The sequence below is a fragment of the Terrisphaera buseokensis genome (genome assembly GCF_047521145.2).
Taxonomy (GTDB): Bacteria; Verrucomicrobiota; Verrucomicrobiia; order Opitutales; family Opitutaceae; genus ER46.
Genome location: NZ_CM134186.1, coordinates 1,619,140 through 1,645,685, shown reverse-complemented (window position 1 = coordinate 1,645,685; position 26,546 = coordinate 1,619,140). Strand labels below are relative to the sequence as shown.

The window sequence follows — 26,546 nt, the reverse complement described above, 5'->3', positions numbered from 1 at the left end:
CAGCGTCGATCCATGTGCCGACTTTTCCAGCGGGCCCTGGCGACCGTGGTGCTGCGCTGGATGGAAGACGTGCTGACCGTCGCGCGCGCGGCGGGCTCGGGCTGGGCGCGGTGGGAATTTCGCGGCGGCTTTGGCGTGCTCGACAGCAAGCGCAGCGACGTTGCCTACGAAACGTGGGCAAGCCATCAGTTCGATCGCGCGCTGCTCGAGTTGCTGCAACGGCAGTAGCCGGCCCAACCCAACGGAGATTTGCCCTGCGACCGGACCGCCGGGGACCGCGACCGCCCCCGGTCGCATGGATCGGTCCACCCGGACCCACGCCGTCCCGGCCAGAATTCGTGTTCCACTTCATCCGGCACCGAACGGCCGCAGATCGGTCAGTCACCGCACACCGCAGTCACGGTCACGTTCGCCGCGCTCGCTGCGAGGAGTTTAGCCCAAACGAACCCAACCTTGGTCCTTTCAGCAATGAAACTATTTCCCTACCTCGTCACGTCCGTCCTCTGCAGCACTGTGCTCGCCAGCTCAGTGTTCGCGCAACGCACCGGCGGCACTTCCGATGGTGGCAGTTCCACGCCGGGCAGCTCGTCCGCGAGCGCGTCTCCGTCGTCGACCAGTCCCGCTCCGGTCGAGCCCAAGAAAAAAGACGAACCCGGCACGACGGAGGCCGTCGGCAAGTCCGGCGGACCCGTCAGCCCCGCCAATCTCCCCGCCCGCACGAAGCGCGACAAGCCCAAGCCGCCCGCGGAACCGCTTCCCGAGGGCCTGACCGTACAACCGCCGCAACCTGGAATTTCACCCGTGTCGGGCCTGCCCACGGCCGAACTCCCCGCGATTTCGCCCGGGACCCAACCGCTCGGTCCGAAATCGCAACCAGCCACACCTGCGCCCGGGACCCCGATCATAGGCACACCGGTCATGGCGACACCGGTCACGGGGACATCAGTCCCGGACAAGACGCGCCCAACCCTCGACGCGACGCGCACCACCGCGACGCATCTTCCGCCCGGCGCAGCGCTGCCGACGGAGCCGCGTGCACCCGTGAGCGTGCCCAGCGCACCGCCAATCGCCCACCCGGAAATGGTACCGCCGTCGCCCATCAACGAGCGAGGCGAGCGCTGGGTTGGCGGACATCACTCGTGGTCCGAGGGAAAATGGCAGTGGGTCGAGGGCGGCTGGCAACGCCCGCCCGCGGCCGACGCCGAATGGATCGCCGGCCACTACGACGCCACCGCCAAACGCTGGACGGAAGGTTACTGGGGCACGCAGGCTGCCGCCACGCCTGCCACGGAGCCAAAGCCCGTAAAGTAAGGCGCGACGCGACGCACCGCTGTCTCCCGTTCCCGAATACGCGCGGGCGCGAGAGATACCGTCGGCCGCCTGTCTCCGCCGCTAATACCAATCGCTCTTTGCCTTTGGACTTTAGCCGTGGCTACGAGCGCCAGCGAGTGGCCGTTCGGCGACTCGCTGGCGCTCGTAGCCACGATCGATCCAGAAGTCCAAAAGCACGGAGCGATTGGTATCAGGTGCTTCGGAGGCTTCCACCAGCGCCACTCGCCCGCGCTCGTTGCCACCCGGAACGATCCGTTCTTTCTCACCCACTCCGCCTTCAGCGCATCGACAACCACTGACCCAGCGGCCCCTGGTAGAAACCGAGCACGATGGACGCCAGCGCCAGCGCACCGAGCGTCACGGCCGTCACCAGACTGACCGGAGCCCGAGCCGGTCGCACCGGTGCAGCATCCGCAGCGGGCACCCAGGTCTCGAAGAAGGCGGCCTTGATCCAGCCAAAGTAGTAATAGATCGAAATCACCACGCCGACGATCGCGATGGCGAGCGACGTTCCGTGGCCGGCTTGGAAGACCGACACGAAGATGAAGAATTTGCCCATGAACCCCGCGAGCGGCGGGATGCCGGCGAGAGAGCCGAGACCGACGGCGAGGATCGTCGCGAGAAACGGATTTTCCTTCGCGAGACCCGCGTAGTGATCGAGCTCCTGATCCGCGTCGTCGGCACCGGCGACGTGCGCCATGACGCCGAACACCGTGAACGACGCGATCAGGTACGCGAACAGGTAGAAATAAATCGCCCCCATCGCCATCGGCGCGTCCTTCAACGCCACGACGCCGAGGAGCAGGAAGCCGGCATGCGAGACACCGGAGAGGCCGATCAGGCGCTTCACGTTGTGCTGCGTCAGCGCGGCGATGTTGCCGAAGAGAATCGTCGCGGCCGCCATCACCATGAGGATCGGATTGGTCAACGCGGCGTACGGCGCAAACGCCCCGGCCGGTCCGCACAGGCCAAGCAGCACCGCAAAGCCCGCGCCCTTGGACGCGACCGCGAGGAACGCCGTCACGGGCGTCGGCGCACCCTGATAGACATCGGGCACCCAGATCTGGAAGGGAAACGCGCCGATCTTGAAGGCGACGCCTGCGAGCACGAGGACGATGCCCAGACTCGCGACGAAATGGTTCGGGTTCGCCGTGAGGAAGCGCGCGAGCTCCGTGTAGTTCATCGCCTGCGCCGTGTGACCGGGCAGCAGCGGATTTCCCGCCACGCCGTAAAGCAGCACGATGCCGAAGAGGAGCATGCCCGAGCTCAGCGCGCCCATCAGGAGGTACTTCAAGCCGGCCTCGAGCGAGGCGGTGCTCGTGCGGAAATACGACACCAGGATGTAGAGGCCGATGGTGAGCGTCTCGAGCGCCACGAACAGCATCACGAAGTGATTGCTCTGCGCCAGCAGCATCATCGCGCCCGTCACGACGAGCAGGATGTGATAAAATTCGATCTTCGGCATCGGCTGCTTCGCGAGCGTCACGCGCGCGAGCATCGACGCCAGCAGTGCCGACAGGAGGAAGAACGCCCGCATGACCTGACCGGCGACGTTGTGCTGGATCAGGCCGTTGAACGTCGTGGTTCCGAGCGTGGCCGAGTTCCAGTTCAGGCAGAGCCCGATGAGCGTGCCGAGCAGACCCGCGCTGGCGACGTCGGGGATGATCGCGTGCAGCCGCTTCGGCAGCACGATTTCAAGGACGAGGAGCAGCAGCGCCAGGCAGCCGAGCATGAGCTCGGGAAAGATGGCGGTCCAGACGTTGTCCGCGGCGGCGAGTTTGACGGCTTCGAGATTCATTCAGACGGCAGGCAGAGGAATTTAACCACTAATGGACACTGATGGACACTGATGAAACCCATCCAGCATTCAGGTCCGCGCAGAGTTGCTGAATCAGTGCTCATAAGTGCGAATAAGTGGTTGCCTCATTTGTTCGCCATTTGGGTTTTCGGCGCCAAGGCCCCGTTGATCGACTCGGACATCGACTTGGGCCAGAGACCGACGAACAGCAGTGCGACGAGCAGCAGCAGCGCGGGGGCTTTTTCCGCCCAGGTCAGATCAGCGGGCGGATGCCGCGTGGCGACGTCGGCCATGCGGGCCGTCGCGGGCCCGAAGAACACGCGGGCGACCGAGCGCAGGCCGTACACCGCGGAGATGATCACGCCGGCGATCGCCAGCGCGGTGATCAGCGGGGAGAATTTCCACAGCGCCACGAAGATCGTCAGCTCACCCCAGAAGTTGGCGAAGCCCGGCAGGCCGATGCTCGCAAACGTCGCCGCGACAAACAGCGCGGCCAGCACCGGCGTCTGTTGCGCCAGCCCGCCCATTTCGTCCATCGCGAAGGTGTGCGTGCGGTGGTGAATGCTCGTGGCGAGCAGGAAGAGCAGCGCCACGGAGAGTCCGTGTGCGACCATCATCATGACCACGCCGCCGATGCCCATGGTCGAGCCGGCCGCGATGCCGAGAAACGCATAGCCCATGTGCATCACGGAGCTGTATCCGATCATCTGTTTCAGATCGCGCTGGGCGATCGTGATGAAGCCGACGACGAGGACGTTGCCCAGAACGGCGAGCCACGCGAGCGGCGTCATCCAGTGGGCGGCGCCCGCGGGAATCAGCGGCAGGCCGATTTGGATGAGACCGTAGAGACCGAATTTTTTCAGCACGCCCGCGTGGAGCATCGCGTTCGAGCTCGGTGCGGCGCCGTAGCCGAGCGGAGCCCACGTGTGCAGCGGCCACAACGACACCAGCGTACCGAAGCCGAAGAGGAGCAGCGCAAAGATCGTCGTTTGCAGCGAGCCGGCCAGCGGCTGCGCGGCGAGCTGGGCCTTGAGCGCGATCAGATCGAAGCTCTTCGCCCCACTCTTCACATAAAGTGCGATCAACCCGAGCAGCGACACCATCGCGCCAGCGGTCAGGTAGATCGTCATCTTCATCGCCGCATACGCGCGGTCGCGACCGCCCCACACGCCGACCATGATGAACGTCGGGATCAGCGCGAGTTCGTGGAAGAAATAGAAGAAGAACACGTCCACGCTCGCGAACACGCCCATCAGCCCGCCCTGCATGATCAGGAGCAGCATCAGATAGATCTTCAGGCGCTCGGCGCCCGACTGGATGGCGTAGAGTCCGGCCGCAAAACCGACGATGCCCGCCATGGCGAACAGCGGCATCGAGATGCCGTTTACACCGAGCTTCAGCGCGATACCGACGCCCTCGAGACCGGTGGAATACGAAGTCAGGAATGCATAGCCGCTCGTCTTAGCCACGGCGGCGAAATGCCACCAGGTGTGCAGCCCCATCAGCAGCGGAATGGCGAAGGCGACGTAGGCCAGCCGCACGGACCAGCGTTTCGGCAGGCCGAGCGCGATGAGCAGGGCCAGCACGAGCGGAGCCGCGATGGCCATCAACAGGGGATCAAAAGGCAGATTGCTCATCGCGAGTTCAAAAGTTCAACACGCCCGCCGCATAGGCCCAGAGCCCCGCGGCCCCGAGCAGGAACCAGTACGCGTAGGCGTTGGCGTTGCCCACGTGCAGCGCGCGCGCGCCCAGGCCGAAGAGCCCAACGACGCCGGCGAGACCGCGCACAATGACGCCGGCCACGAGGATCTGCTCGAGGAAGTTCAACAGCATCGCAAACCGCTGCTGCACCTTTTCGACGTAGTAGTCGTAGAAGCGATCGAACGAAGTCCGCAGCAGGCCCAGCAGGCTGAAGAGCCCGGGGGCCTTCGCGGCCAGCGAGTCCGTGGCCGACGGCTTGTAGATCGCGAGCGCGGACAGCGCGCCGATCAGGAGCACGGTCACGCTGGTCCCGAGAATCACCCAATGATCCGTATCGTGCGCATGCGGCACCAGGTCGATCACCTCGTCGAACTTGCCCTGGAAAACGGAGGTGTAGAACCAACCGTAGCCGCCGAAAACCGACAGCAGGGCCAACAACACCAACGGCGCCGTGAGCGTGAGTCCGCCCTCGTGGGCATGGTCTGCGTTTTCGCTGCGCGGCGTGCCGAGGAAAACGATCTTCCACATGCGCACCATGTAGAACGCGGTGAGAATCGCGGTGAACACCAGCACGGCGAACACGGCCTTGTCGTTCACGTAACCTAGGAAGAGAATCGCGTCCTTTGAATAGAAGCCGGCGAGGAAAGGCGTGCCGATGATCGCGAGCACGCCGATCGTGAAGGTCGCGAACGTGAGCGGCAGTTTCTTCCGCAGCCCGCCCATCTTGAAGATATCCTGTTCGTGGTGACACGCGTGGATCACCGAACCCGAGCCGAGGAACATCAGCGCCTTGAAGAAGGCGTGCGTCGTCAGGTGAAACATCGCCGCGCCCACGCCGGCCTCGAGAATGTGCGAGTGATCACCGTGCACCTGGGAAACGGAACCGAGGCCGAACGCCGCGACCATGTAGCCGAGCTGAGAGAGCGTGGAGTACGCGAGGACCTTCTTGATGTCGCTCTGCGTGATCGCGCACAACGCGGCGTACAGCGCCGTCGCCGCACCGACCCACATGATCACCGTGAGCGCATCGGGCACCATCAGGACGTTGATCCGGCACAGCATGTAGATACCAGCGGCGACCATCGTCGCGGCGTGGATCAGGGCCGACACCGGCGTCGGGCCTTCCATCGCGTCTGGTAACCAGACCTGCAACGGCACCTGCGCCGACTTGCCGATCGCACCGCAGAAGAGCAGCAGCGGAAGGCCCGCGGCCACGACCACGCCGGTGGTGCCGCCGACGGCCTTGGCGAGTTCGTCGAGATTCGTCGTGCCGAACTGCGCGTAGCACCAGACGATGCCGAGGAGAAAACCGAAGTCGCCGACGCGATTGACGATGAAGGCCTTCTTGGCCGCGTCAGCCGCCGACTGCTTGTGCAGGTAGTGGTTGATGAGCAGCCAGGAGCTGAAACCGACCAGCTCCCAAAAGATGAACATCATGAAAAGATTGTCGGCAAAAACGATGCCGAGCATCGAAAACATGAAGATCGAAAGCCCGCCGAAGTACCGCGCCCGCGCCGAGTCGTCGTGCATGTAGCCGAGCGAGAACACGTGCACGCACAGGCCGACGATGCCGACGATCGTGAGCATCAGGGCCGCGAGGTCGTCGAACTTGATGCCGATCGAGAGCGAAAAATCACCGAGCCGCAGCCACTCGACCGACGCCGTGAAGCGTTCGCCGCGCAGCGCCATGAGCAGCGCGATCGCGGCGATCGTGGCGGACGTCAGGGTCGACACCGTCGCCGCCACGCCGCCGGAGCGGCGCAGGAAGAGCGCGATGACCGCGGCGGAAAGCAGCGGCAGGACAAGGACAAAAATGGCGTGCTGGAGCATCGTCATGGCTTCAGTTCTTCAGCGTGTTCAGCTGGTCCACCTGGATGGTCTGCCGCCGGCGGAAGAGCGCGACGATGATGGCGAGGCCGACCGCGACTTCCGCCGCGGCCACCGTCAGGATGAAAAACACAAAGACGTTGCCATCCATCGTGCCGTTGAACCGCGAGAACGCGACCAGCGCGAGCGTCGACGCCACGAGCATCAGCTCGAGGCACATGAAGACGACGAGCGTGTTGCGGCGAATCAGCACTCCAAGGAGGCCGATCGCGAAGAGCATCACGCTGATCACGAGGTAGGCGTTGAGCGTGGCGGGAATCATTTGATGTCCTCCAGGCCTTCGAACTTCTTGCTCAGGACGATCACGCCGAGCATCGCGATCAGCAGCAGGAAGCCGAGGATCTGCACCGGGAGGAGATACGTCGTGAAAAGCTGATACGCGTACTGCTTCAGCGAAATGCCCACGCCCGCCGTGGCGGAAATGTCCGGCGACGGGAGCTGGCCGCGGGTCATGAACGACGCGACGCCCGCCACCACCAGCCCGATCGCCGCCACCCGTGCGATCACCGGCAGCCGGTTGAGCGTCGGCCGGGCGTCACCCTTCGTGTCGAGCAGCATGACGATGAAGAGAAACAGCGCGACGATCGCGCCCGCGTAGACGAGGAGCAGCAGGAACGCCAGCAGGTAGGCATCGAGGGCGACGAAGAGGCCGGCGACGCCCACGAGGGACAGCAGCAGGCACATCGACGCGTTGACGGCGTTCTTGTTCACCACGACGCCGATCGCGGTCACGACGGTGAACACGGCGAAGAGGTTGAAGAGGAGGTGATTCATGGCGGGCTAGGCGGCTGACAGCTGGGTTCAGTGCCGATCGTTGCCGTGGTCCTCGGCGTGCTTCTTCTTGTCCCACTTGAAATGCTGGTCCGGCAGCGTGCCGCCGAGTTCGTACAGGCGGGCCTTGTTGTTGACCATTTCCTCGCGCGTGTAGCCCGTCATGGAAAACTGGTTCTGCAGAAAGATCGCCTCCTCCGGACAGACCTCCTGGCACATGCCGCAGTAAATGCAGCGCAGCATGTCGATCTCGAATTCCTTCGGCGCCTTCTCGACGTGACCGGTCGGAGCGCCCGGAGCAATCTCACCCGGCGTGATTCGGATCGCCTTGGGCGGACACACGAACTCGCAGAGCTGGCACGAGACGCACTTCTCCCGGCCATGCGGATCCTTCACGAGCGTCGGCACGCCGCGGTAGCCGGCCGGAATCGCCGGGCGTTGCTCGGGGTACTCAAGCGTTTCCTTCTTACGCACGAGATGCTTCCAGGTGGTCGTCAGACCCGCGACGATCTGCGGGACGTACGTGCGCTCGGCGAAGGTGAGCGGTTTGCGTTGGAGAGGAATGACGGCCATGGCGACGAAGGCTAGTTAAACCACGGAGACACAGAGAGCACAGAGCCAAACCCTACGGTCCGGCCACCGGCTTTCTTTGTGACCTCGGTGTCTTTGTGGTTCATCTTATTTCTGAATGATCGCGATGCCGATCGCGTAGGCGAGGAGGTTGGCGATGGCGAGGGGCAGGAGTTTCTTCCAGCCGATCTCCATGACCTGGTCATAGCGGAAGCGCGGCACCGTCCAGCGCACCCACATGAAGAAAAAGATCATCGCGAGCACCTTCCCGAGGAAGATGCCGATCGAGAGCACGCCGACGGCAATCGGATGCGTCGCCAGCGGCGTCAGATGCGCGAGCCAGCCGATGAAGTCCGACAACGGGATCCACGGGAGCGGATTCCAGCCGCCGAGGAACAACAGCGTGAACACGCCCGAGCCAATCAGCATGTGCGCGTACTCCGCGACGAAGAACAGACCCCACTTGAACGCGCCGTATTCGGTGTGAAACCCACCGACAAGATCGGCCTCGGACTCCGGCATGTCGAACGGCTGGCGGTTCGTCTCGGCGAAGAGCGACGTGAGGAAAATGAACGCCGACACCGGCATCAGGAACACGAACCACATGCCGCCGAAGAAACCCGGCTGGCTCTGGAACTCGACCACGCGGCCGAGGCCCATCGTGGCTTCCATCCCCGGGGCGTTGACCCAGAGGAAGACCGGCACCACGGAGAGCGTCATCGAAAGCTCATACGAGATCAGCTGCGCCGACGCCCGCACGCCACCGAGAAACGGATACTTTGAATTTGAGGCCCAGCCGGCGAGAATCAGCGAGTACACGCCGAGCGACGACACCGCGAAGACCGCGAGCAGGCCGATATCGACGTTGGCCAGCGCGAGCGGAATCACCTTGCCGGCTTCATCGATGTAAGCGCCGTACGGCACCGCGGTCACGGTCGTGAGCGCGGGAATCATCGCGACGATCGGCGCGAGGATGAAATAGAACTTGTTCACGTGCCCCGGCAGGGCGTCTTCCTTGAACAGCATTTTGCCGCCGTCCGCCATGACGTGGAAAATACCGAGCCGCTGCAGGAACGGGCCGATCACGGGAATCCAGGAGACCCACGGCACAATGGCGCGGTTGGGACCGGGCCGGCCCTGAATCCACGCCGACACTTTGCGCTCCGCCATGGAGCACGCTCCGCCGAGCGGAAAGATGACCAGGATCACCGCAAGACCCTTGAGGAGGCCCTGCACGACCGGGTGGAGGTGAGTGTAGAATTCGACCATCTCAGAGAAAGGCCAGGATGACCAACAACGCGCCCAAACCGCCGATCACGCCCGCTGCCAGGCGCATCTTCTTGTTTTCCTCCACGAGCGCGGCCTGCTCGCGGAGCTGCGTCTTGGTCGGCAGCGCCGGCGGCGCCTTGGCCTTGCGCAGCGTGAGCGCATAGAGCCCCGCCCCCATCAGGAGGAAGCCAATGCCGAGGCCGGAGAAAACAAGGTAACGCATGGGTCAGCGGGATTGATTCGTCGTGGCGCGAGAGCTCATGCCGTCGCGACCGCGGCCGCGGTGGCCGGTTTGTAGTGGAACGTCTCGCCTTCGACGAACGACAGCGCCGCATAGGGCGTCGCATCGAGCAGCAGCCCGGTTTCGGGCAGGTTCGCGAACGTGATCGTCTTCAACGCCGCGACGTCGTTCGCCAGCACCGTCCACAGCGCGTGCAACTCGCCGGGGACCGCGGCACCACCGACGGCGGTGATGAGTTTTGCCAGCACCGCGAGATCGTCGGTCGCACCGGCCGGACCGGGGACGCACTTGAAGAATTTCTGCAGGCGGAACTGCTGGTTCACAAACGTGCCGCTCTTCTCGAAAACGGTGAGCGTGGGGATGACGACCTTCGCCGCGGCAGCCGTGGCGTTGTCATGGGTTCCCAGATACACGACGGCGACCTTCGCGAGTTGCGCGGGGGTGAGCCCGGCTGCGGCGAGATCTTCGCCGACAGAGATGACAAGCTTCACCTTGCTCGCGTCGATGGCAGCGCCGAGCGACCCGAGGCCGCCACTCTTCGCCAACTCGGCGACGAGCCCGGTGATCAGCGCGCCGCGTCCATTCGGGTTCCGATCGGACGAAATGAGAATCTTGTCGCCCTCGCCCACCCGGCTCACGAGGTGCGTCGATGCCGTGAGGGCGTCGGCCAGCCGTTTGGTGAGAAACTGTTCCTCGACGGAGCTGCGACCCGAACCCACGACGGCAATGGCGCCGGCGGCGGACTTCGCGAGATCAGCGACGGCCTTCGCGGCGAAATCGACGGAGCTCTCCGCGCCGTTCACGCGCACGGCAGCCAGACGGTTCTCCGCCCGGACCGGTTTGTAGAGATCGCGCGCGCTGTCGGAAAGCCAGGTGTCGTTCACCTCGTCGTTGCGCCGCGGTGTGATGCGATAGATGACGCCCTCGCGCGACCAGACGACGGTGTTGGCGCCGACCGACGACTCGGTGTCGATGCTGTTGGTCTGCTTGAGAAACCAGACGCGCATCTTGAAACGGAAATCCGTGCTCGTGAGCGCGCCCACCGGGCAGATGTCGACGGTGTTGAGCGAGTAGTTGTTCGCGAGCTGCCGGCCCGGGAAGCACGTGAGCGTCGAGTAGCTGCCGCGATCGATGAAGCCGAGGACGTCGTCCTTCACGATCTCCTTGCAGAAACGAATGCAGCGGGAGCACAGGATGCAGCGTTCGTCGTCGAGCATAACGCGCGGTCCGAGCTGCGTGCGCTTCGGCTTCACGTTCTTCTGCTCGATGTAGCGCGAGTAGCCGCGCCCGTAGCCGGTCGACTGTTCCTGCAGCTTGCACTCGCCGGCCTGATCGCAAATCGGGCAGTCGAGCGGGTGATTGATCAGCAGAAACTCCATCACGCCCTCGCGGCAGTCCTTGATTTGCGGCGTGTTCGTGCGGATGTGCAGGCCGGGCGAGGCGTTGGTCGCGCACCCGATCTGCGGACGCGGGATCCAGTTGATCTTCTGCTTGCCCGTCGCCGGATCCATGATCGGCGCCTTCGTCGCGGGATCGACGGCCGGCATGCCCATTTCAATCAGACACATCCGGCAATTGCCCACCACCGAGAGTTTCGGGTGGTAACAATAATACGGCACGTCCACTCCCACCAGCCGCGCGGCTTCAATCGCATTCGTGCCCTTCGGCACGGCGATCTCCTTGCCGTCGACGTTGACGGTGATGAGGTCGGGTTTTGGCGGAGCGATCATTTCCTAAGAATTGCGGGTTGCCCGCGAATCACGCGAACAAACGCGAATGACTCGGTCTGGTTTGAATTCGGGTGCATTGGCGTCATTCGCGGGAGAAATCAGACGAGTTCGAGGGCGCCGTCGGATTTCGGGCCCTGCTTGGTTTCTGGATACGCTTTGAACTCGTCGCCGAATTTCGCGACGAAGCTCTGCGTCGGCCACGAGCACGCCTCGCCAAACGCACAGATCGTGCGGCCGGCGATCTGGTCCGCAACGCTCTTCAGCAGCGCGCCATCCTCGGCGCGGGCCTTGTCGTGCACCATGCGGTTCGTGATTTTTTTCATCCACAGCGAACCCTCGCGGCACGGCGTGCACTGGCCGCAGCTCTCGTGAGCATAGAACGCGTTGATGTTGGCCAGCGCCTCCACCATGTTGACGGTATCGTCCATCACGATGACGCCGCCGGAGCCGCCCATCGTGCCGCACGCCGCGAGCGTGTCGAAATCCATCGGGATGTCCTCGACCGTCAGCGTGCGCGAGGTGCCGTCCTTGTTCTTCAAGGTGAACGTCTCGCCGAAACGCAGAATCTTCGCGGACGAACCGCCGGGAATGACCGCCTTGAACTTCCGGCCGGGCAAGGGGCCGCCGCAGACTTCGTTGAGCAGCTCGCCCATCGTGATCTTGCCGACCTCGTACTCGTAGTAACCGGGTTTCTGCACGTGGCCGCTCACGCACAGCAGGCGCGTGCCGGTGTTGTTCGGCGTGCCGATCTTCGCGTAGGCGTCGCCGCCCACTTCAAGGATGTACTTCACGTGGCACAGCGTCTCGACGTTGTTCACGATCGTCGGGCACTGGTAGAGGCCGAGCACCGCCGGAAAATACGGCGGCTTGATCCGCGGATACGGCCGCTTGCCCTCGAGCGATTCGATCAGGCCGGTTTCCTCGCCGCAGATGTAGGCACCGGCACCGCGGTGGACGAAGATGTCGCAGCTGTAGGTCGTGCCGAGGATATTCGCGCCGACGAAATTCGCCGCCCGCGCCTCGGCGATGGCCTTTTCGAGGATGCGCGCGCCGTGGGGAAATTCGCCGCGGATATAAATGTACGCCTGCTTCACGTTGTTCGCGAAGCTCGAGATCATGATCCCCTCGATCAGCTGGTGCGGATCCTGGTGGATGATGTAGCGATCCTTGAACGTGCCCGGCTCGGATTCGTCGGCGTTGACGACGAGATAAATCGGTTTGCCGCTCTTGCGATCGACCAGGCCCCATTTCACGCCGCAGGGAAAACCCGCGCCGCCGCGACCGCGCAGCCCGGACTTCTTGACCTCGTCGATGATCGTGGCCGGCGGCGTGGCCACGGCCTTCTTCAGCATCTCGTAGCCGCCGTGGCGGACGTAGCACGCCAGGTCATTGGTATAACCAGGCTCGTCGATGTGCTTGAAGATGATCCGGCGTTGGGCGGGTGCGGGCATGCTGGAAGATTCGTTTTAACCACTAATGAGCACTAATTCCCACTGATGTTTCCTAGGGGCGAACACCTGACGCCGGTTCGAAAATGAGTGTCCATAAGTGTCAATGAGTGGTTCTCTCTTCAGCGGCGCGCGGCCGCTTCCTTCTTGATTTGATCGCTGAGCTGCTTGGCCTTCGCGAAATCGACCTTTTCGTGGAGGTCGTCGTCGATCAGGACGACAGGCGCGGTGCCGCAGCTGGCGAGGCACTCGACAAACTCGATCGTGACTTCACCGTCAGGGGAAATCTCGCCGCGGTGCGTGTTGAATTCCTTTTCGAAGGCCTCGCAGGTCTTGTAGCCGCCCATCAGCGCGCAAGAGAGTGTGCGGCAGACCTTGATGTGCCGACGCCCGATCGGCTTCTGGCGGAACATCGGGTAGAAGGTCACGACCTCGTACACGTTGATCGGCTGCAGCTCGAGCTTCGCCGCGATCCAGTCGATCGCCTCCTGCGGAATGTAGCCGATGTCCTCCTGGATGAGGTGCAGCAACGGCAGCGTCGCGCTCCGCTTTACCGGGTAATGCGGAATGACCTCTTCGATCTGGCGGAGTGTTTCGGGTTTGAGATTCATCGAACGGAGAAGCGAAACAGGGATCGCCCGCGAATGACGCAAATGGCCGCGAATTTCCCGGAGATGGCGTGCAAGCTGGTTTGATTCGTCTGCATTCGAGTCATTCGCGGGAGGCCGTTCAGCGATCGCACTCGCCCATCACGAAATCGAGCGAGCCGAGGATCGAGACGACGTCGGAGATCAGGCAGCCGACGCACATTTTCTGGAGGATGGAGAGATTACAGAACGAGGGTGACCGAATCTTCATGCGGTACGGGACGCCGCCGCCCTTGCTCACGATGAAGAACCCGAGAATGCCCTTGGGATTTTCCGCCTCGAAATACACCTCGCCCGGAGGAATCTGCGGGCCTTCCGTCACGATCATGAAGTTCTGAATCAGCTCCTCCATCGAGCTGAGAATCTTCTCCTTCGGCGGCGCAAAGATCCGTTTCGCATCCGTCGCGTACCACGGACCGCCGGGAAACTTCGCGATGACCTGCTTGATGATGCGCACCGACTGGCGCATTTCCTCGCCGCGCACGAGATAGCGATCATAGCAGTCGCCCTTCGTGCCGACCGGCACGTCGAACTCGTACTGCTCGTAGCCGGAATACGGCTTGTCCTTGCGCAGATCGAGACCGACGCCCGAACCGCGGAGATTCGGCCCGGTGAGACCGTAGGCGAGCGCGACCTCCTTCGGGATCACGCCGATGCCGACCGTGCGATCCATGAAAATTTTATTTCGCGTCAGGAGCTTCAGCGTCTCCTCGAGAATCGGCAGGAACTGATCGCAAAACGCGTTCACGCGTCCCAGCCAGCCTTCCGGCACATCGCGCGTCACGCCGCCAATGCGGGTGTAACTCGTGGTGAACCGCGCGCCGGTGAGTTCCTCGAACAGCTTGTAGAGTTTTTCGCGTTCCTCGAGCGAGTAGAGCAGCACGCTCCACGCGCCAACATCGAGACCAAACGCCCCGAGCCCCATCATGTGGGCCGAGATGCGGGCCATCTCCGCGGTGATCACGCGGATCGCCTGGCAGCGCGCGGGCACCTCGAGTTTCGCCAGCCGCTCCACCGCGATGGCGTAGGCCATGTTGTTGGCAAGCGGGGCCAGATAATCCAACCGGTCCGTGTACGGCACGAACTGGTTGTAGGTCATGTTCTCGGCGATCTTTTCGTCACCGCGATGCAGGTAGCCCAGGATCGGATCGGCCTTCGTCAGGATCTCGCCATCGAGCTCCATCTGCAGCCGGAGCACGCCGTGGGTCGAGGGATGCGACGGTCCCATCGAGAGCGACATCTTCTCGGTCTGGAACTCCGCCGGCGCCGCCTGCGCGCCCGCCGCAGATTTCGCGGCGCTGTCGGGAAAGTTTAGTTCAGTGGCCATCGAATCAGGAAGGGAGTTGCCCGCAAATCACGCCAAAGGACGCGAAATCGGCTGCAAACTGGATTGAATTCGGGTGCATTCGCGTGATTCGCGGGAAACTCAGTCCTTCATCTGCCGCAGCGGCGTCTGATCGGGACGCGCCCCGCGGTCGCTCCAGCTTTCGTCCTTCGCGCGCGGTTCGGCTTCAGTGAGGTTCACTTCGCCCGTCGACGCCACGAACGGTCCGCCCGCCATCGGCGCAGCGATAACACGCGTACCCGTCTCCTCGGCGATGTCCGCCACCGGCAAATCCGTCTCGATGCCCGCCAGCGGAAATTCCTTCCGCAACGGATGGTACGGGTAGCCATCCCACATCAGGATGCGGCGCAGATCCGGATGTCCCTCGAACGTGATCCCGAACATGTCGAAACACTCGCGTTCGTGCCAGTTGGCGCCCGGCCAGAGGTGCGACACGGTCGGCGCCGTCGGCGCGGTCTCGGTGCCGGCACAGGCCGCCGCCACGCGGATGTACGTGCCCGGACGGGTCGTGGACAACAGGTGGTACACGACCGTGAACCGCGGCGACGCCCCCTCGGCCCAGTCGATCGCGGTCTGATCCATCAGCAAATCGAACGCGCACTCATCCCGCAGGAACTGGAGCACCGCGACGAGATCGCCGAGCGGAACGTTGACGGCCGGATGATCGGCGGAAGGGCGCTCGGTGACTTGCGGGAACTTCTCCTTGAGAGCAGTCGTGGCGTCGGCGGACATGTAGAGGGTCGTGGGCGGGATCGGGACGCGATCGGCTCAGGCCGACAGCAGTCGTTTGGACGCCGGCTCACGGCGGACTTTATCCTGCAGCTTCATCAAGGCGTCGAGCAGCGCTTCCGGCCGCGGAGGGCACCCGCTCACGTACACGTCGACCGGCACAATCCGATCCACGCCCTGCAAGGTCGCGTAGCTCCGGTACATGCCACCCGAGCTCGCGCACGCGCCCATCGCGATCACCCACTTCGGCGCGGCCATCTGATCATAGATGCGGCGCACCTGCGGCGCCATCTTGTAGGTCACCGTGCCGGCGACGATCATGCAATCGGACTGACGGGGGGAAAACCGCATCACTTCCGCGCCAAACCGCGCGATGTCGAACCGCGCGCCACCGACCGCCATCAGCTCGATGGCACAACACGCAAGTCCCATGGGCATCGGCCACATGGAGTTGGTGCGGATCCAGTTTATCGCCGCGTCCGCCCGCGACACGATCACGCCGCCCTCAACCTTGGAGTTGTAGCCTAGCTCGGTGTTCGGTGTGACCATGGTGTCGGTGGCGTGAAAATGAAAATCTCTTGGAGAGTTGGAGGGCGGTTGGCATCGCGCAAGGAGGTTTTAGCAAAACTCCTGACGGCTCCCAACTAGTAGCACCACGCAAGCCAATCGTAGCACCGCTTGAAAGCACCCGGCGACCCGGAAAAGTCCTCATTCCGTCCCCCTGACCGCCAGCCTGCGATTCAGTCTGTCATAAACGGACGCCGCGACCGGCCGAATCGGTCCCGCCCCATTTTCACCCTTCAACTTTACCCTGAATCCTGCACGGTCGGTGGTCGTTCGCCGTCGAACCGCCCCCCCCGCCTTCGACCCGATCGTTCGCTTTCCGTCGCGCCTCACCCCGCCTGAACATGCCCTACTTTTCCGTGCCTGGCTCTGAAACTGCCTGCCCCCGCCACGCGCTCACCGTTCGTCGTGTCGCCTCGCTTCTGCTCATCGTGCCGGCGATCGCGTTTGCCCAAGTGGTGACGCCCACCCCGACGACGACGACCGCCGGCCGCGAGACGTCGCCGGTCGAACTGTCGCCATTCGAAGTGCGCGCCGACTCCGACGTCGGTTACCAGGCGGGCAACACCACGAGCGGTTCTCGGCTCAACTCGCGGTTGAAGGACACGCCCGCGTCGGTGTCACCGTTCACCCCGGAGTTTCTCTCCGATATCGCGGCAACGAACCTTCAGGAGATGCTCGGCTATGCAACCAACGTCGAAGGCGAGTTCGAGGACTCGACCAACGGCTTCAACAACCCGCCCGGCCGCGATTCCACCGGCAACGACTTTCGCTTTCGCGTGCGCGGCGTGACCGGTTCGTCGTCGGTCAACTACGTGCAGTCCGCCGTCCCGGTCGATCTCTACAACGTCGAACGCGCCGAACTCGCCAGCGGCCCCAACTCGATTCTCTTCGGCCTCGGCGCGCCGGGCGGAACCGTGGCCCTCGGCAGCAAACGCGCGCAACTCAACCGCACGCGCACGACGTTGAAGGCGATGGGCGGCTCCTGGAATTACCAGCGCTTCGAATTCGATCACAATCACGTGCTGCTGCCCAAGCGGCTCGCCGTGCGGCTGCTCGCACTTTATCAGGACGCCGAGGGCTGGCGCCAATGGACCGTGAACGATCAGAAGCGAATCGGCGGCGCCGTGACGTATCAGCCGTTCGCGAAGACGATCGTGCGCGCCTCCTACAACGACGGCACCGCGGTCAACAGCGTGAGCGTGCCGTGGAACGCCACGGACTCCGTCACCTCCTGGCTCGCCGCCAATCGCCCGCTCACCGAGGGGCCGGCCGTCGCGGGGTTGCTCACCGGCTTCGGCACGACGAACCGCTTCACGTTCTTCGGCCAGGACAACAAGGTCTACAATATGCGGAACGAGTTCTTCAGCGCGCGCGCCCCGAGCACCACGCTTGTGTCGCCGGCGCTCATGGGCTACGCGTTCAACGTCACCGGTCCCGGCGGCCTGCGCCGGCAGAATTTCCACGACGCCTCGTTCGAGATTCAGCAGCGCCTGACGAAGACCCTCGTGCTCGAGGCCGGCTATTTCGTGAACAAGAACCGCATTCTCACGAATGGAAACGCCAATCCGAACGTGTTCCTCACCGGCGATCCCAATATCACGATTCCGGAGACGACAGGCGCGCTCGTCGCGAACCCGCGGGCGCGTCAGCTCTATCTCGAGGATCAGTGGACGCGCGATCCGTTCCGCGATCAGAACGAGCTCGCGCGGCTCAGCGCCGCCTGGGACGTCAACCTCGGCCGCTGGTTCGGCCGGCACCGCATCGCCGGCCTCGTCGAGAAGTCAGAGCAAAATCGCCTGCGCCGCTGGATGAACGAAATCGTCGTTGACGCCAACAATGTCGCCGTGGCCAATGTCGCCACGCCCGAAGCCGCGGGCAACGCACTGTTTCGCCGCCAGTATCTGACCGAAGGCGATTTCCGCACCTACTACGCGGGCAATCCGACCAACCCCACGCCGACGTTCACCTTCAACAACGTCCCGGTCCACTCGACCTACGTGACCCGGCAGAAATCGAACACGCACACGCTGCAGGACGATCGCGCGGTGATGTTCGCCGCCCAGAGTTTCTTTTGGAAAGAAAAGATCGTCACGACGCTCGGCTACCGCATCGACGAAATCACCTTCGAGTCGGCCAACCAGGGTCGCGTCACCGACCGCAACGATCCCCGCTACACCTCGGGGAAAGTCGTGCTGAACGAGTGGGACTTCGACGGTACCAAGGAAGTCAATACGTTCAAGCCGACGACGTTTTCGACCGGTGCCGTCGTGCACGTGCTGCCGCGGGTGTCCGCCTTCTACAACTACTCGCGCAACAACGGCACGCCCAAGCTCGACCGCACGGTGCTGCCCACCGGCAAGACGCCGCCCCCGACGGAGGGCATGGGCCACGACTACGGCGTGATGATCGATCTGCTCGGCGACGATCGCTTCTTCTTCCGTTTCGCCCGCTATCTCACGCTGCAGACGAAGGACGCCGCCATTATTCCGGACGGACTCTCTGTCGCCACGACGTCGAGCCTCGGCGGCACCAACATCGTCAACATCTACAACGGTCTTCTCGCCGCCGGCCGCCTCACGCCGGCGCAATACGACGACCAGGTCGTGTTCTTCAACGCGGGCATCATCGACGCGCGCACGGTGGGCTGGGAATCCGAACTCGTGGCCAATCCGACGAAGAACCTCACGCTGCGGCTGGGTGTTTCCTATTCGAAGCGGCAGCGGGAAAATTTCTTCAATGAAGTGTACACGTATTTCAACGCGCACATTCCCGAATGGCGCCGCCTCGCCGGCACCGATGCCGCGCTGAATGCGCTCATCGATCGCGAACTCGCGACGGCTTATGAGAGTCTCGAGGACATGGCCACGCTGCAGAACAACCCGTTCGGCAGCCGGCCCTACAAGGCGAACATCACCGGCCGCTACAAATTCAACGAAGGGAAGCTGCGCGGGCTGTTCGTCGGCGGCGCCGCCCGTTATCAGAGCAAGGCCCTCACCAAGTATTCGTCGCTCGACGGCCGGCCGCTCTGGGGCACGCCGACGCTGTTCGCCGACTGGTTCGTAGGCCACCGCTTCAAGGTGCCGCAGCTCAATCTGCCGCTCAGCCTGCAGCTCAACGTGCGCAACGCGTTCAATTCGTACCTCGCCGGCGTCGGGCGTCGCAACGCCGCCGAGAACGGCCTGCTCCGCGTATACCTCAACGAGCCCCGCAGCTACCGGCTGACGGCGACGGTGGATTTCTAAGCCGGGTCCTGAGCCGGACTCATGCAGTTGAAGGTTGAAAGGTGAAAGTTGAAAGAACCGGAAGCAGACCCAACCACCGTCGATTGGGTTCGAATTCAGTCACGCACCAGTCGGCGGAAACCTAGCCGCACTCTAGGACCGTTGGCTGCTGCTGGTGATTGGGGGCTTTCAACCTTCAACTTTCACCTTTCAACTGAATGGTTCCGGCTGAGAAGCCGCCGCTTAGGAACCTGTTCGCATGCAGCGTGCGAAGCGAGCGTCCCCGGGACCGCGACCGCCCTCGGTCGCTCACCGCAACGTTCGCCGTGAAACCACGCGCCGGTGACAACGCGTCCCACCTTTCCGCCGCCCGCTCAGCCGCCCGCCGGCCACCGCGCCAGGAACGCCAGCTGCGCCTCGCGATCCGGCACATCATCGTAACCGGGCCGCGTCAGAAATTTCATCGGATACGCCGGCTCAAGCGCGATCACCGTGACGGTCGTGCCGTCCACCGCAAACACCGCCCGCCATGCGCCGCAGCTGATCTCCGATTGCGTCGATCCCCGCCGCCGAATCCGGCGTGTGCGATGCGGGCTCGGATCGCGCGCGAGCAGTTCGGTGAGGCGCGCCGAAAAATCGACCGACCAGGACTCCTTCAGCCAGCGCGCCTGCGTTTCCGCGTGCGCCGACATCACCACGGCAAATTGTGCCGGCGCACGCAGCTCGGCATCCACCGCATCGATCCAGCCGGCACGTGAATCGTTGAAGGCGTCGTAGGCCGCCACATAGGGCTTGAGATCGAACACCGGCGTCCCGTCGACGAGGTCGCAGGGCCCGAGCAGCAACCGGCCACCCTCGACGCCGAGCAGTCGCACGGCGGTGAGCCCGAGCGGATTCGGCCGGTGCGGCGAACGCGTGGCAAACAGGCCGCGACGGCGCGACGGACCGCGGGGCGGCAGCACCAGCGGACGCCAGGAGTCGTTGCGATGAAACCACCACAGCAGCCACACGCGATCCATGCCCGCGAGATCCTGCAGCGCCTGCTCGTAGCCGCACTCGGGGAGCAGTTCCAGCACGTTGGTCTCCTCCTCGGCCGCCTCCGGCTGGTGTCCGGCCTGAAACTTCACCCGTTGCCGGGTGCGGAGAAATCCGATCGGTTGAAGCGTGAGCGACGGAAGCAAGCACCCCAAGAGGCCGGTTTGACCGGCGGACGTCTAGAGCGAAATGCGCCGCAATGCCGTCCCAACGCCACCACGCGCGCCACCCGGCGCCGCGATTTGACTGCGGTGCGCGACTGATCAAAAACGTCCCCACTCCCATGTTACCCCTTCGCTTCGTGTTTGCCGCCCTCGCCTGCCTCGTAGCTGCGCCGCTGGCGTCGGCGAAGAATCCGTTCTTCGCCATGGACAACATCGCGCGCGGCGGACCCGACGTCGCGCCGGCCATGCTGCGGGAGCTGGGCTACGACGGCTTTGGCGGCCGCGCGCTCGACGAGATCATGCCGCCCGCCGTCGCCGCCAAGGGGCTGACGTTTTTCAACGGCTACCTCGTCCTGCCGCTCGACGCCGCCCGCCCCGCCCCCGATGACAAACTCCGGCACTGGCTCACCGTCATGCGCGGTTCCGGCACCGTGCTGTGGCTGGCGATCAACAAGGTCACGGCCGCCGACGGCACCGCGCACGGCGTCTCGTCGCCCGCCGCCGACGATCTGGTCGTCGCGCAGGTGCGCGCGATCGCCGAGGCCGGCGCGGCCAGCGGGATCCGCATTGCGCTGTATCCGCACACCGGATTCTGGCTCGCGCGGGTCGAGGACGCCCTGCGCGTGGCGGACAAGGTCAATCGCGCCGACGTCGGCGTGACCTTCAACCTGTGTCACTGGCTGAAGGTCGAAGGCGCGGCGCGCAATCCACTGCCCGTGCTGCGCGCGGCGCTGCCGCGCCTGATGTTCGTCACCATCAGCGGCGCCGACACCGGCGATACGCAGGCGATGGGCTGGGACCGTTTGATTCAACCGCTCGACGTTGGCACCTACGACCTGAAGGGTTTCGTGCGCCAGCTGCAGACCCTCGGTTACACCGGGCCGGTCGGCTTTCAGGGCTACAACATCAAAGCCGACCCGCGCGAGGTGCTCACGCGCAGCATGGCGGCCTGGCGCGCGTTCACCACTGACTGAGATTCGGAGGTCGGTGCCGAACTTCAGCCGTAAATCTGCGGATTGACGCAGTTCGGCGGGCGCTGGCCCGCGCACACCGCGAGGAGATTCTTCGCGGCGAGCATTCCCATCTTGGTGCGCGTGCCGATCGTCGCGCTGCCAAGGTGCGGTACCACGACGGCGTTCGGCAGCGTGTACAATTCCGGCTCGAGCACGGGTTCACGCTCGAAGACATCGAGGCCGGCACCGCCGATGCGTTTCGCACTCAGGGCGCGCACGAGCGCCTTCTCATCGAGCACCGGGCCGCGGGCGGTGTTGATCACGATGGCCGTTGGTTTCATCGCGGCGAAATGCTTCTCACCGATCAGGTGATGCGTGTCCTTGTTGTACGCGACATGGAGCGAGAGAAAATCCGCCGCGGCGACGACGTCGTCGAACGGCCGATACGTCACCTGCAGCGCCTGCTCCTCCGCCGGGCTGAGCCGCGTGCGGTTCCAGTAGATGACCGTGAGGTCGAAGGCGCGGGCGCGTTTCGCCATGGCCTGGCCGATGCGCCCGAAGCCAATCAGGCCGAGCGTGGCGCCGGTGACATCCGCGCCGAGCATCTGCATCGGGTTCCAACCGGTCCAAGCGCGGGAGCGCACCAAGCGCTCGCCCTCGCCGAGCCGGCGTGCGCTCGCGAGGAGCAGGGCAAAGGCGATGTCGGCCGTGGCCTCGGTCAGGACGCCCGGCGTGTTCGTAACGGGAATCTTCCGCGCGGTCGCAGCGGCGACGTCGATGTTGTTGAAACCGACGCCGAAATTGGCGATCACGCGCAGGCCCGGCAGGGCGTCCATGATCTCCGCGCCGACCGGATCGGTGATGTTGCACAACAACGCCTCGCAGCCGCGCGCGCCCGCGATCACTTCGGCGGCGGACAGCACCCGGTCGTCGGGGTTCAGCGTGAGTTCGGTGTGTTCGCGCAGAAAAGCCAGGACGGGGGCGGGAATCTCGCGGGTGATAAAGACCTTCGGTTTCATCGGGTAGGCGAAGTGTGGCGACGAGGCGCGGCAGGCCGAGGATTTCTTCTCACAAAAAGAGGACCGGCCGCTGATATTCAGCAGACCGGTCCCAAAAACGTGAAACCCGCCCCGTAAGGGGTCAGCAACGGTCTTTCAGGCGAGGTTAAATTGAGGATTTTTAATGAGGTGGTTGAGAAGGACGACGAGCTTCCGCATGACGGCGGTGATGGCTACTTTCTTAGGCTTACCTGCGGCGACGAGTCGTTGATAGAATGATTTCAGAACGGGGTTGAATCGGGTGGCGACGAGGGCCGCCAGGTAGAGGACGCGGCGGACTTTTACTCGACCGCCGCGGATAGTTCGTCGACCGCGGAGGGTGCCACTGTCGCGATTATAGGGCGCGACACCCGCGAGTGCTCCGACTTGCTTGCGGCTGAGTTTCCCCAGTTCGGGGAGCTCGGCCAAGATGGTGGAGGCGGTTACTTTCCCGATGCCTTTGACCTGTTGCAGCCGCGCGCTCTGCCCGCGCAACGTGTCATCGTCATCGATCTGTTGCTCAATCATCACCTCGATTTGCTGGACCTGTTTCTGCAGCTCCCCGATTAGACTTTGGATCAGCTTTTTGAGCACGACGTCGCGAGTCTGCATCAGTCGCTGTTCCTCCATTGTGAGCAGGTTCACCAGTTGCTCCCGGCGCTGGACCAGCGCGGCGAGTCTTTGGCGTGAGGGCGAAGGAGCTTCGAGGACCGGGGGCTGAAGGAGTTCACCAAACTCCCGTAGCACCGACGCATCAATCTCGTCGGTCTTCGCCAGCAGCCCTTGCGCCCTGGCAAACGACCGCACGCGGGCAGCGTTGACCAAGCTGACGGGAATGTTGGCGGCCCATAACGCCTCCAGTAGCTCGCGTTCGTAGCCGCCACTCGGTTCACAAATCACGTGCACCGGGCCCGCCATTTTGCCCAGCGATTCGATGAGGCCAGTGATTCCGGCGGCGGCGTTGTCGTAGCGCTCCGGACTGCGTCCAACGAGCGAGACATCCAACGCTTCTTTGCAGATATCGACTCCGGCGTAGGTCGGAGCTGGTTCGGTCATTTTATTCATAGCGCTCTGTCTTGCGATTCGAGCTGCGCGGCCGTGAGGCCCGCGCTCTTCCAACGGTTCGAGTTTGTATGAAGAATCCCGAGCCGACCGCGCTGACCCACGAGATCACCTGGCGTCTCAAGGCCATGTTATCGATCTGACTCGGAAAGGGAGTCGCCACCGGTCTGGTTGCGGCTTCCTCCGACGAGCCTGTCGCCCATTCTCGGAAGCCGCAACCAGACCTTCGCCGTTCAAGATACAAGGCTGTTGCACGTTGCAGCACCATTAACCGCCCACCTGCCGGAGCGTGGAACTCAGGCTGCAACGTGCGACAGCCTGACCCCTTACGACCCCGAACTTTAGAGGAGGTACACGGAGTGCATCGCCCGAGCACCTGCCGGCGGAGTTGCGTGGGCCCATGCGCGGAACACCCGAAGTTTGAGCAGCGCACATCGTCAGCAGCCGGTACGCAGAATCGAGGGCCGCGATTCGGTCGAAAACTAAAGCCCTCCTTCGCCAAGCCTACGGAGGGCAGCCTCCGCAAGGTCCTCCCCCTTTGTCCGGCTGACGCCAGTCAGCCTCTGGATTCGGCCTGCCAGCCGTAGGCTTGGCGAAGGCTGGCGGAGAGGGAGGGATTCGAACCCCCGGAACCTTGCGGTTCACGCGCTTTCCAAGCGCGCGCATTCGACCACTCTGCCACCTCTCCGGGTGATGCCCAACGAGACCCAAACAGGACCCGCCGACAGGCGAAGGGGTGGAAGAAATGCCCCGCGCCCGCAGGGGTCAACAAGGGAATTTCGCGCAATCATCGTCCGCCCGCGGCCCTCCCGCCGCTCGTCGCTTACAGCTGGCATTCCCGCGCCCCGTCCACTTCCTCATCATCGTCATGAAACTGCCTTCCTCGCTGCCTCCCCTGGTCGCCACGGTCGCCAGCCTCACCGCGTTCGTCGCGCCGTCCGCCCAAGCCGACGAAGGCATGTGGCTCTTCTCCGCTCCGCCCCGCGCACAGGTGAAGGCGAAGTACGGCTTCGAGATGACCGACGCCTGGCTGCAGCACCTCATGAAGGCGTCCGTTCGCTTCAACAGCGGCGGCTCCGGCTCCTTCGTCTCCGCCAACGGCCTCGTGATCACCAACCACCACGTCGCGGCCGACGACCTGCAGAAAATCAGCGACGAGAAAAACAATTACCTGCGCGACGGCTTCCTTGCGAAGACGCCCGCCGAGGAAAAGAAGCTCGTCGATCTCGAATTGAACGTCCTGCAGTCGATCGAGGACGTCACCACCCGCGTCAACGCCGGCATCCCGCCCGGTGCCACCGGTGGTGCCGCTGCGACCGCCCGCCGGAAAATCATCGCGGAAATCGAAAAGGAGTCGAAGGAGAAGACCGGCCTGCGCAGCGACGTCGTCACGCTCTACCAGGGTGGCGCGTATCATCTTTACCGATTCAAACGCTACACCGACGTCCGGCTCGTGTTCGCCCCCGAGCAGCAGGCAGCGTTCTTCGGCGGCGATCCCGACAACTTCGAGTTTCCCCGCTTCGACCTCGATGTGAGCGTCTACCGCGCCTACGAAAACGGCCAGCCCGCGCAGATCGAGCACTACCTGACGTGGTCGAAGACCGGCACCCGCGAAGGCGATCTCACGTTTGTCTCGGGCCATCCCGGCAGCACGAACCGCCAGTTCACGCTGGCCGAGCTGCAGTTCCTCCGCGACACGCAATACCCGTACGTCATCCCGCGCCTGAAACGCCTGGAAGTGGCGCTCAAGAATTGGAGCGATCGCAGCGAGGAAAACGCCCGCCGGGCCAAGGACGACCTGTTCGGGATTCAGAATTCGCGGAAGGTTTATGACGGACGCCAGAACGGCCTTTATTCCGCCAGCATCATGGGGCCGAAGACCGCCCAGGAGAAATCCTTCCGCCAGCAGCTGGGCGATCGTGCAGACGGTGCCGCGGTCCGCGCTGCCTTCGATCGCATCGCCGAGGCCGTGCAGACCCAGACGCGCCTGTACAAACGCCATCGCCTGCTCGAGGGCGGGCACGCGTTCGCCTGTGACTCGTTCACCTTCGCGCGAACGCTGCTGCGCGCCGGCGACGAACGCCCGAAGCCCAACGGCGAACGCCTGAAGGAATTCGGCGACGCCCGGCGCGAGTCGTTCGAGCTGGCGTTGTTTTCCGACAAGCCCGTCCACGCTGATCTCGAAATCGTCCTGCTCGCCGATGCACTCACGCTTTTCGTGGAAACCCTCGGCTACGACGACCCGCTCGTGCAGACCATTCTCTCCGGCCAGTCGCCGCGGGAGCGCGCCACAACCTTGATTCAAGGGACGCAGGTCCGCGACGTCGCCACCCGGCGCAGACTCTACGAAGGCGGGGCGGCTGCCGTCACCGCGGCCCGCGATCCGCTGATCGAACTCGCCCGCACGATCGATGCCGAGGCGCGGGCGCTGCGCAAGGAATGGGAGGCCGCGGACGAGACGAAGCAACAAGGCCACGCCATCATCGAGCGGGCCCGCTTCGCCCTCGAAGGCCCGACGCGCGCGCCGGACGCGACGTTCACCCTGCGGCTCAGCTACGGGCCCGTCCGTTCCTACGAGGAAGCCGGTCGGACCATCGCCGCCTATACGGACTTCGCCGGCCTCTACGCCCGGAGCGCGGAACACCGGAACCGCGAGCCCTTCGATTTGCCCCCGCGCTGGGTCGAACGGAAGTCGGCGCTGGATCTCTCGACGCCCTTCAACTTCGTGAACACCGCCGACATCATCGGCGGCAACAGCGGCAGCCCCGTGGTCAACACCGCCGGCGAGTTCGTCGGCATCATCTTCGACGGCAATCTCGCGAGCCTCGTGCTCGACTTCGCCTATGAAGACCGGCAGGCCCGCGCGCTGAGTGTCGACTGTCGCGGCATCATCGAGGCCATGCGCAAAGTGTACGGTGCCGACGCCCTCGTCGCAGAATTGCTGGCCGGAAAGCGGCGCTAGACTCCGATCCGGCGATTCCTGAAAAATCCATGAAAGGGCCCGGGACCGCTGGCCCGCTTCGACAAACGCACTAGACT

The 26,546-nt window shown here is 64.0% G+C and carries 22 protein-coding genes and 1 tRNA gene; 5 read left to right on the top strand and 18 right to left on the bottom strand.

Going from position 1 to position 26,546, the window contains the following annotated elements:
• Positions 1–12: 12 nt before the first annotated feature.
• Positions 13–228: a hypothetical protein gene (locus ACLJEU_RS05985; RefSeq protein ID WP_414663582.1), complete on the top strand. Its 216-nt coding sequence runs from the start codon at positions 13–15 to the stop codon at positions 226–228.
• Positions 229–468: 240 nt separating this feature from the next.
• Positions 469–1,311: a hypothetical protein gene (locus ACLJEU_RS05980; RefSeq protein ID WP_414663581.1), complete on the top strand. Its 843-nt coding sequence runs from the start codon at positions 469–471 to the stop codon at positions 1,309–1,311.
• 298 nt (positions 1,312–1,609) lie between these two features.
• On the opposite strand, the gene ACLJEU_RS05975 is transcribed toward ACLJEU_RS05980, so the two are convergent.
• From ACLJEU_RS05975 to nuoB, 14 genes are all read right to left on the bottom strand, one after another.
• Positions 1,610–3,130 (bottom strand): NADH-quinone oxidoreductase subunit N, encoded by a 1,521-nt coding sequence (locus ACLJEU_RS05975; RefSeq protein WP_414663580.1) that lies wholly within the window; start codon positions 3,128–3,130, stop codon positions 1,610–1,612.
• A 125-nt stretch (positions 3,131–3,255) separates the two neighbouring features.
• Positions 3,256–4,767 (bottom strand): complex I subunit 4 family protein, encoded by a 1,512-nt coding sequence (locus ACLJEU_RS05970; protein WP_414663579.1) that lies wholly within the window; start codon positions 4,765–4,767, stop codon positions 3,256–3,258.
• 7 nt (positions 4,768–4,774) lie between these two features.
• The gene (gene nuoL, locus ACLJEU_RS05965; RefSeq protein ID WP_414663578.1) at positions 4,775–6,667 is read right to left on the bottom strand and encodes an NADH-quinone oxidoreductase subunit L; all 1,893 of its coding nucleotides are present in this window, start codon (positions 6,665–6,667) and stop codon (positions 4,775–4,777) included.
• Between the two features lie 4 nt (positions 6,668–6,671).
• Positions 6,672–6,980 (bottom strand): NADH-quinone oxidoreductase subunit NuoK, encoded by a 309-nt coding sequence (nuoK, locus tag ACLJEU_RS05960; protein WP_414663577.1) that lies wholly within the window; start codon positions 6,978–6,980, stop codon positions 6,672–6,674.
• Positions 6,977–7,492, bottom strand: a complete 516-nt coding sequence (locus tag ACLJEU_RS05955) for an NADH-quinone oxidoreductase subunit J family protein (RefSeq protein ID WP_414663576.1) — start codon at positions 7,490–7,492, stop codon at positions 6,977–6,979. Before ACLJEU_RS05955 ends, nuoK begins: the two co-directional genes overlap by 4 nt.
• Positions 7,493–7,519: 27 nt before the next feature.
• On the bottom strand, positions 7,520–8,062 hold the full coding sequence (locus tag ACLJEU_RS05950) for a NuoI/complex I 23 kDa subunit family protein (RefSeq protein ID WP_414663575.1): 543 nt from the start codon (positions 8,060–8,062) through the stop codon (positions 7,520–7,522).
• 105 nt (positions 8,063–8,167) lie between these two features.
• Entirely contained in the window at positions 8,168–9,328 is a 1,161-nt protein-coding gene (locus tag ACLJEU_RS05945) for a complex I subunit 1/NuoH family protein (protein WP_414663574.1), read from the bottom strand.
• Between the two features lies 1 nt (position 9,329).
• Positions 9,330–9,551 carry a hypothetical protein gene (locus ACLJEU_RS05940; protein WP_414663573.1) on the bottom strand — a complete coding sequence of 74 codons (222 nt, stop codon included), beginning with the start codon at positions 9,549–9,551 and terminating at the stop codon, positions 9,330–9,332.
• Between the two features lie 35 nt (positions 9,552–9,586).
• Positions 9,587–11,299 (bottom strand): molybdopterin-dependent oxidoreductase, encoded by a 1,713-nt coding sequence (locus tag ACLJEU_RS05935; RefSeq protein ID WP_414663572.1) that lies wholly within the window; start codon positions 11,297–11,299, stop codon positions 9,587–9,589.
• A gap of 98 nt (positions 11,300–11,397) precedes the next feature.
• Entirely contained in the window at positions 11,398–12,750 is a 1,353-nt protein-coding gene (gene nuoF, locus ACLJEU_RS05930) for an NADH-quinone oxidoreductase subunit NuoF (protein WP_414663571.1), read from the bottom strand.
• Positions 12,751–12,869: 119 nt separating this feature from the next.
• Positions 12,870–13,358 (bottom strand): NADH-quinone oxidoreductase subunit NuoE family protein, encoded by a 489-nt coding sequence (locus tag ACLJEU_RS05925; protein ID WP_414663570.1) that lies wholly within the window; start codon positions 13,356–13,358, stop codon positions 12,870–12,872.
• A 118-nt stretch (positions 13,359–13,476) separates the two neighbouring features.
• Positions 13,477–14,721, bottom strand: a complete 1,245-nt coding sequence (nuoD, locus tag ACLJEU_RS05920) for an NADH dehydrogenase (quinone) subunit D (RefSeq protein WP_414663569.1) — start codon at positions 14,719–14,721, stop codon at positions 13,477–13,479.
• 99 nt (positions 14,722–14,820) lie between these two features.
• Positions 14,821–15,471 carry an NADH-quinone oxidoreductase subunit C gene (locus tag ACLJEU_RS05915; protein ID WP_414663568.1) on the bottom strand — a complete coding sequence of 217 codons (651 nt, stop codon included), beginning with the start codon at positions 15,469–15,471 and terminating at the stop codon, positions 14,821–14,823.
• Between the two features lie 36 nt (positions 15,472–15,507).
• Positions 15,508–16,017 carry an NADH-quinone oxidoreductase subunit NuoB gene (gene nuoB, locus ACLJEU_RS05910; protein WP_414663567.1) on the bottom strand — a complete coding sequence of 170 codons (510 nt, stop codon included), beginning with the start codon at positions 16,015–16,017 and terminating at the stop codon, positions 15,508–15,510.
• A 359-nt stretch (positions 16,018–16,376) separates the two neighbouring features.
• Here nuoB and ACLJEU_RS05905 point away from each other — a divergent pair, with 359 nt between their 5' ends.
• Positions 16,377–19,277, top strand: a complete 2,901-nt coding sequence (locus ACLJEU_RS05905) for a TonB-dependent siderophore receptor (protein WP_414663566.1) — start codon at positions 16,377–16,379, stop codon at positions 19,275–19,277.
• A gap of 353 nt (positions 19,278–19,630) precedes the next feature.
• Here the strand turns inward: ACLJEU_RS05905 and tsaA are convergent, their stop codons facing one another.
• On the bottom strand, positions 19,631–20,437 hold the full coding sequence (gene tsaA, locus ACLJEU_RS05900) for a tRNA (N6-threonylcarbamoyladenosine(37)-N6)-methyltransferase TrmO (protein WP_414663565.1): 807 nt from the start codon (positions 20,435–20,437) through the stop codon (positions 19,631–19,633).
• A 137-nt stretch (positions 20,438–20,574) separates the two neighbouring features.
• On the opposite strand from tsaA, the gene ACLJEU_RS05895 reads away from it, so the two are divergent.
• On the top strand, positions 20,575–21,429 hold the full coding sequence (locus tag ACLJEU_RS05895) for a sugar phosphate isomerase/epimerase family protein (protein WP_414663564.1): 855 nt from the start codon (positions 20,575–20,577) through the stop codon (positions 21,427–21,429).
• Positions 21,430–21,452: 23 nt separating this feature from the next.
• Here ACLJEU_RS05895 and ACLJEU_RS05890 read toward each other — a convergent pair whose 3' ends face one another.
• The 3 genes from ACLJEU_RS05890 to ACLJEU_RS05880 all read right to left on the bottom strand — a co-directional run bounded on the left by ACLJEU_RS05890 (position 21,453) and on the right by ACLJEU_RS05880 (position 24,195).
• Positions 21,453–22,427: a 2-hydroxyacid dehydrogenase gene (locus ACLJEU_RS05890; RefSeq protein WP_414663563.1), complete on the bottom strand. Its 975-nt coding sequence runs from the start codon at positions 22,425–22,427 to the stop codon at positions 21,453–21,455.
• Between the two features lie 135 nt (positions 22,428–22,562).
• Positions 22,563–23,501, bottom strand: coding sequence for an IS110 family RNA-guided transposase (locus ACLJEU_RS05885; RefSeq protein WP_457795389.1), 939 nt, complete (start codon positions 23,499–23,501; stop codon positions 22,563–22,565).
• A 606-nt stretch (positions 23,502–24,107) separates the two neighbouring features.
• A tRNA-Ser gene (locus tag ACLJEU_RS05880) sits at positions 24,108–24,195 on the bottom strand.
• Between the two features lie 180 nt (positions 24,196–24,375).
• Between ACLJEU_RS05880 and ACLJEU_RS05875 the strand changes: the two genes are divergently transcribed.
• Positions 24,376–26,469 (top strand): S46 family peptidase, encoded by a 2,094-nt coding sequence (locus ACLJEU_RS05875; RefSeq protein WP_414660494.1) that lies wholly within the window; start codon positions 24,376–24,378, stop codon positions 26,467–26,469.
• The last annotated feature ends 77 nt before the right edge of the window (positions 26,470–26,546 follow it).

What these genes read in the sequence shown, in the direction of transcription:
- ACLJEU_RS05940 (WP_414663573.1), bottom strand. Translation starts at nt 9,551, where the DNA reads ATGCGTTACCTTGTTTTCTCCGGCCTCGGCATTGGCTTCCTCCTGATG.
- ACLJEU_RS05980 (WP_414663581.1), top strand. Translation starts at nt 469, where the DNA reads ATGAAACTATTTCCCTACCTCGTCACGTCCGTCCTCTGCAGCACTGTG.
- ACLJEU_RS05950 (WP_414663575.1), bottom strand. Translation starts at nt 8,062, where the DNA reads ATGGCCGTCATTCCTCTCCAACGCAAACCGCTCACCTTCGCCGAGCGC.
- ACLJEU_RS05885 (WP_457795389.1), bottom strand. Translation starts at nt 23,501, where the DNA reads ATGACCGAACCAGCTCCGACCTACGCCGGAGTCGATATCTGCAAAGAA.
- ACLJEU_RS05935 (WP_414663572.1), bottom strand. Translation starts at nt 11,299, where the DNA reads ATGATCGCTCCGCCAAAACCCGACCTCATCACCGTCAACGTCGACGGC.
- ACLJEU_RS05985 (WP_414663582.1), top strand. Translation starts at nt 13, where the DNA reads ATGTGCCGACTTTTCCAGCGGGCCCTGGCGACCGTGGTGCTGCGCTGG.
- ACLJEU_RS05875 (WP_414660494.1), top strand. Translation starts at nt 24,376, where the DNA reads ATGAAACTGCCTTCCTCGCTGCCTCCCCTGGTCGCCACGGTCGCCAGC.
- ACLJEU_RS05915 (WP_414663568.1), bottom strand. Translation starts at nt 15,471, where the DNA reads ATGTCCGCCGACGCCACGACTGCTCTCAAGGAGAAGTTCCCGCAAGTC.
- ACLJEU_RS05895 (WP_414663564.1), top strand. Translation starts at nt 20,575, where the DNA reads ATGTTACCCCTTCGCTTCGTGTTTGCCGCCCTCGCCTGCCTCGTAGCT.
- ACLJEU_RS05975 (WP_414663580.1), bottom strand. Translation starts at nt 3,130, where the DNA reads ATGAATCTCGAAGCCGTCAAACTCGCCGCCGCGGACAACGTCTGGACC.
- ACLJEU_RS05890 (WP_414663563.1), bottom strand. Translation starts at nt 22,427, where the DNA reads ATGAAACCGAAGGTCTTTATCACCCGCGAGATTCCCGCCCCCGTCCTG.
- ACLJEU_RS05945 (WP_414663574.1), bottom strand. Translation starts at nt 9,328, where the DNA reads ATGGTCGAATTCTACACTCACCTCCACCCGGTCGTGCAGGGCCTCCTC.
- ACLJEU_RS05925 (WP_414663570.1), bottom strand. Translation starts at nt 13,358, where the DNA reads ATGAATCTCAAACCCGAAACACTCCGCCAGATCGAAGAGGTCATTCCG.
- nuoF (WP_414663571.1), bottom strand. Translation starts at nt 12,750, where the DNA reads ATGCCCGCACCCGCCCAACGCCGGATCATCTTCAAGCACATCGACGAG.
- ACLJEU_RS05905 (WP_414663566.1), top strand. Translation starts at nt 16,377, where the DNA reads ATGCCCTACTTTTCCGTGCCTGGCTCTGAAACTGCCTGCCCCCGCCAC.
- nuoL (WP_414663578.1), bottom strand. Translation starts at nt 6,667, where the DNA reads ATGACGATGCTCCAGCACGCCATTTTTGTCCTTGTCCTGCCGCTGCTT.
- nuoB (WP_414663567.1), bottom strand. Translation starts at nt 16,017, where the DNA reads ATGGTCACACCGAACACCGAGCTAGGCTACAACTCCAAGGTTGAGGGC.
- ACLJEU_RS05970 (WP_414663579.1), bottom strand. Translation starts at nt 4,767, where the DNA reads ATGAGCAATCTGCCTTTTGATCCCCTGTTGATGGCCATCGCGGCTCCG.
- nuoK (WP_414663577.1), bottom strand. Translation starts at nt 6,980, where the DNA reads ATGATTCCCGCCACGCTCAACGCCTACCTCGTGATCAGCGTGATGCTC.
- nuoD (WP_414663569.1), bottom strand. Translation starts at nt 14,721, where the DNA reads ATGGCCACTGAACTAAACTTTCCCGACAGCGCCGCGAAATCTGCGGCG.
- ACLJEU_RS05955 (WP_414663576.1), bottom strand. Translation starts at nt 7,492, where the DNA reads ATGAATCACCTCCTCTTCAACCTCTTCGCCGTGTTCACCGTCGTGACC.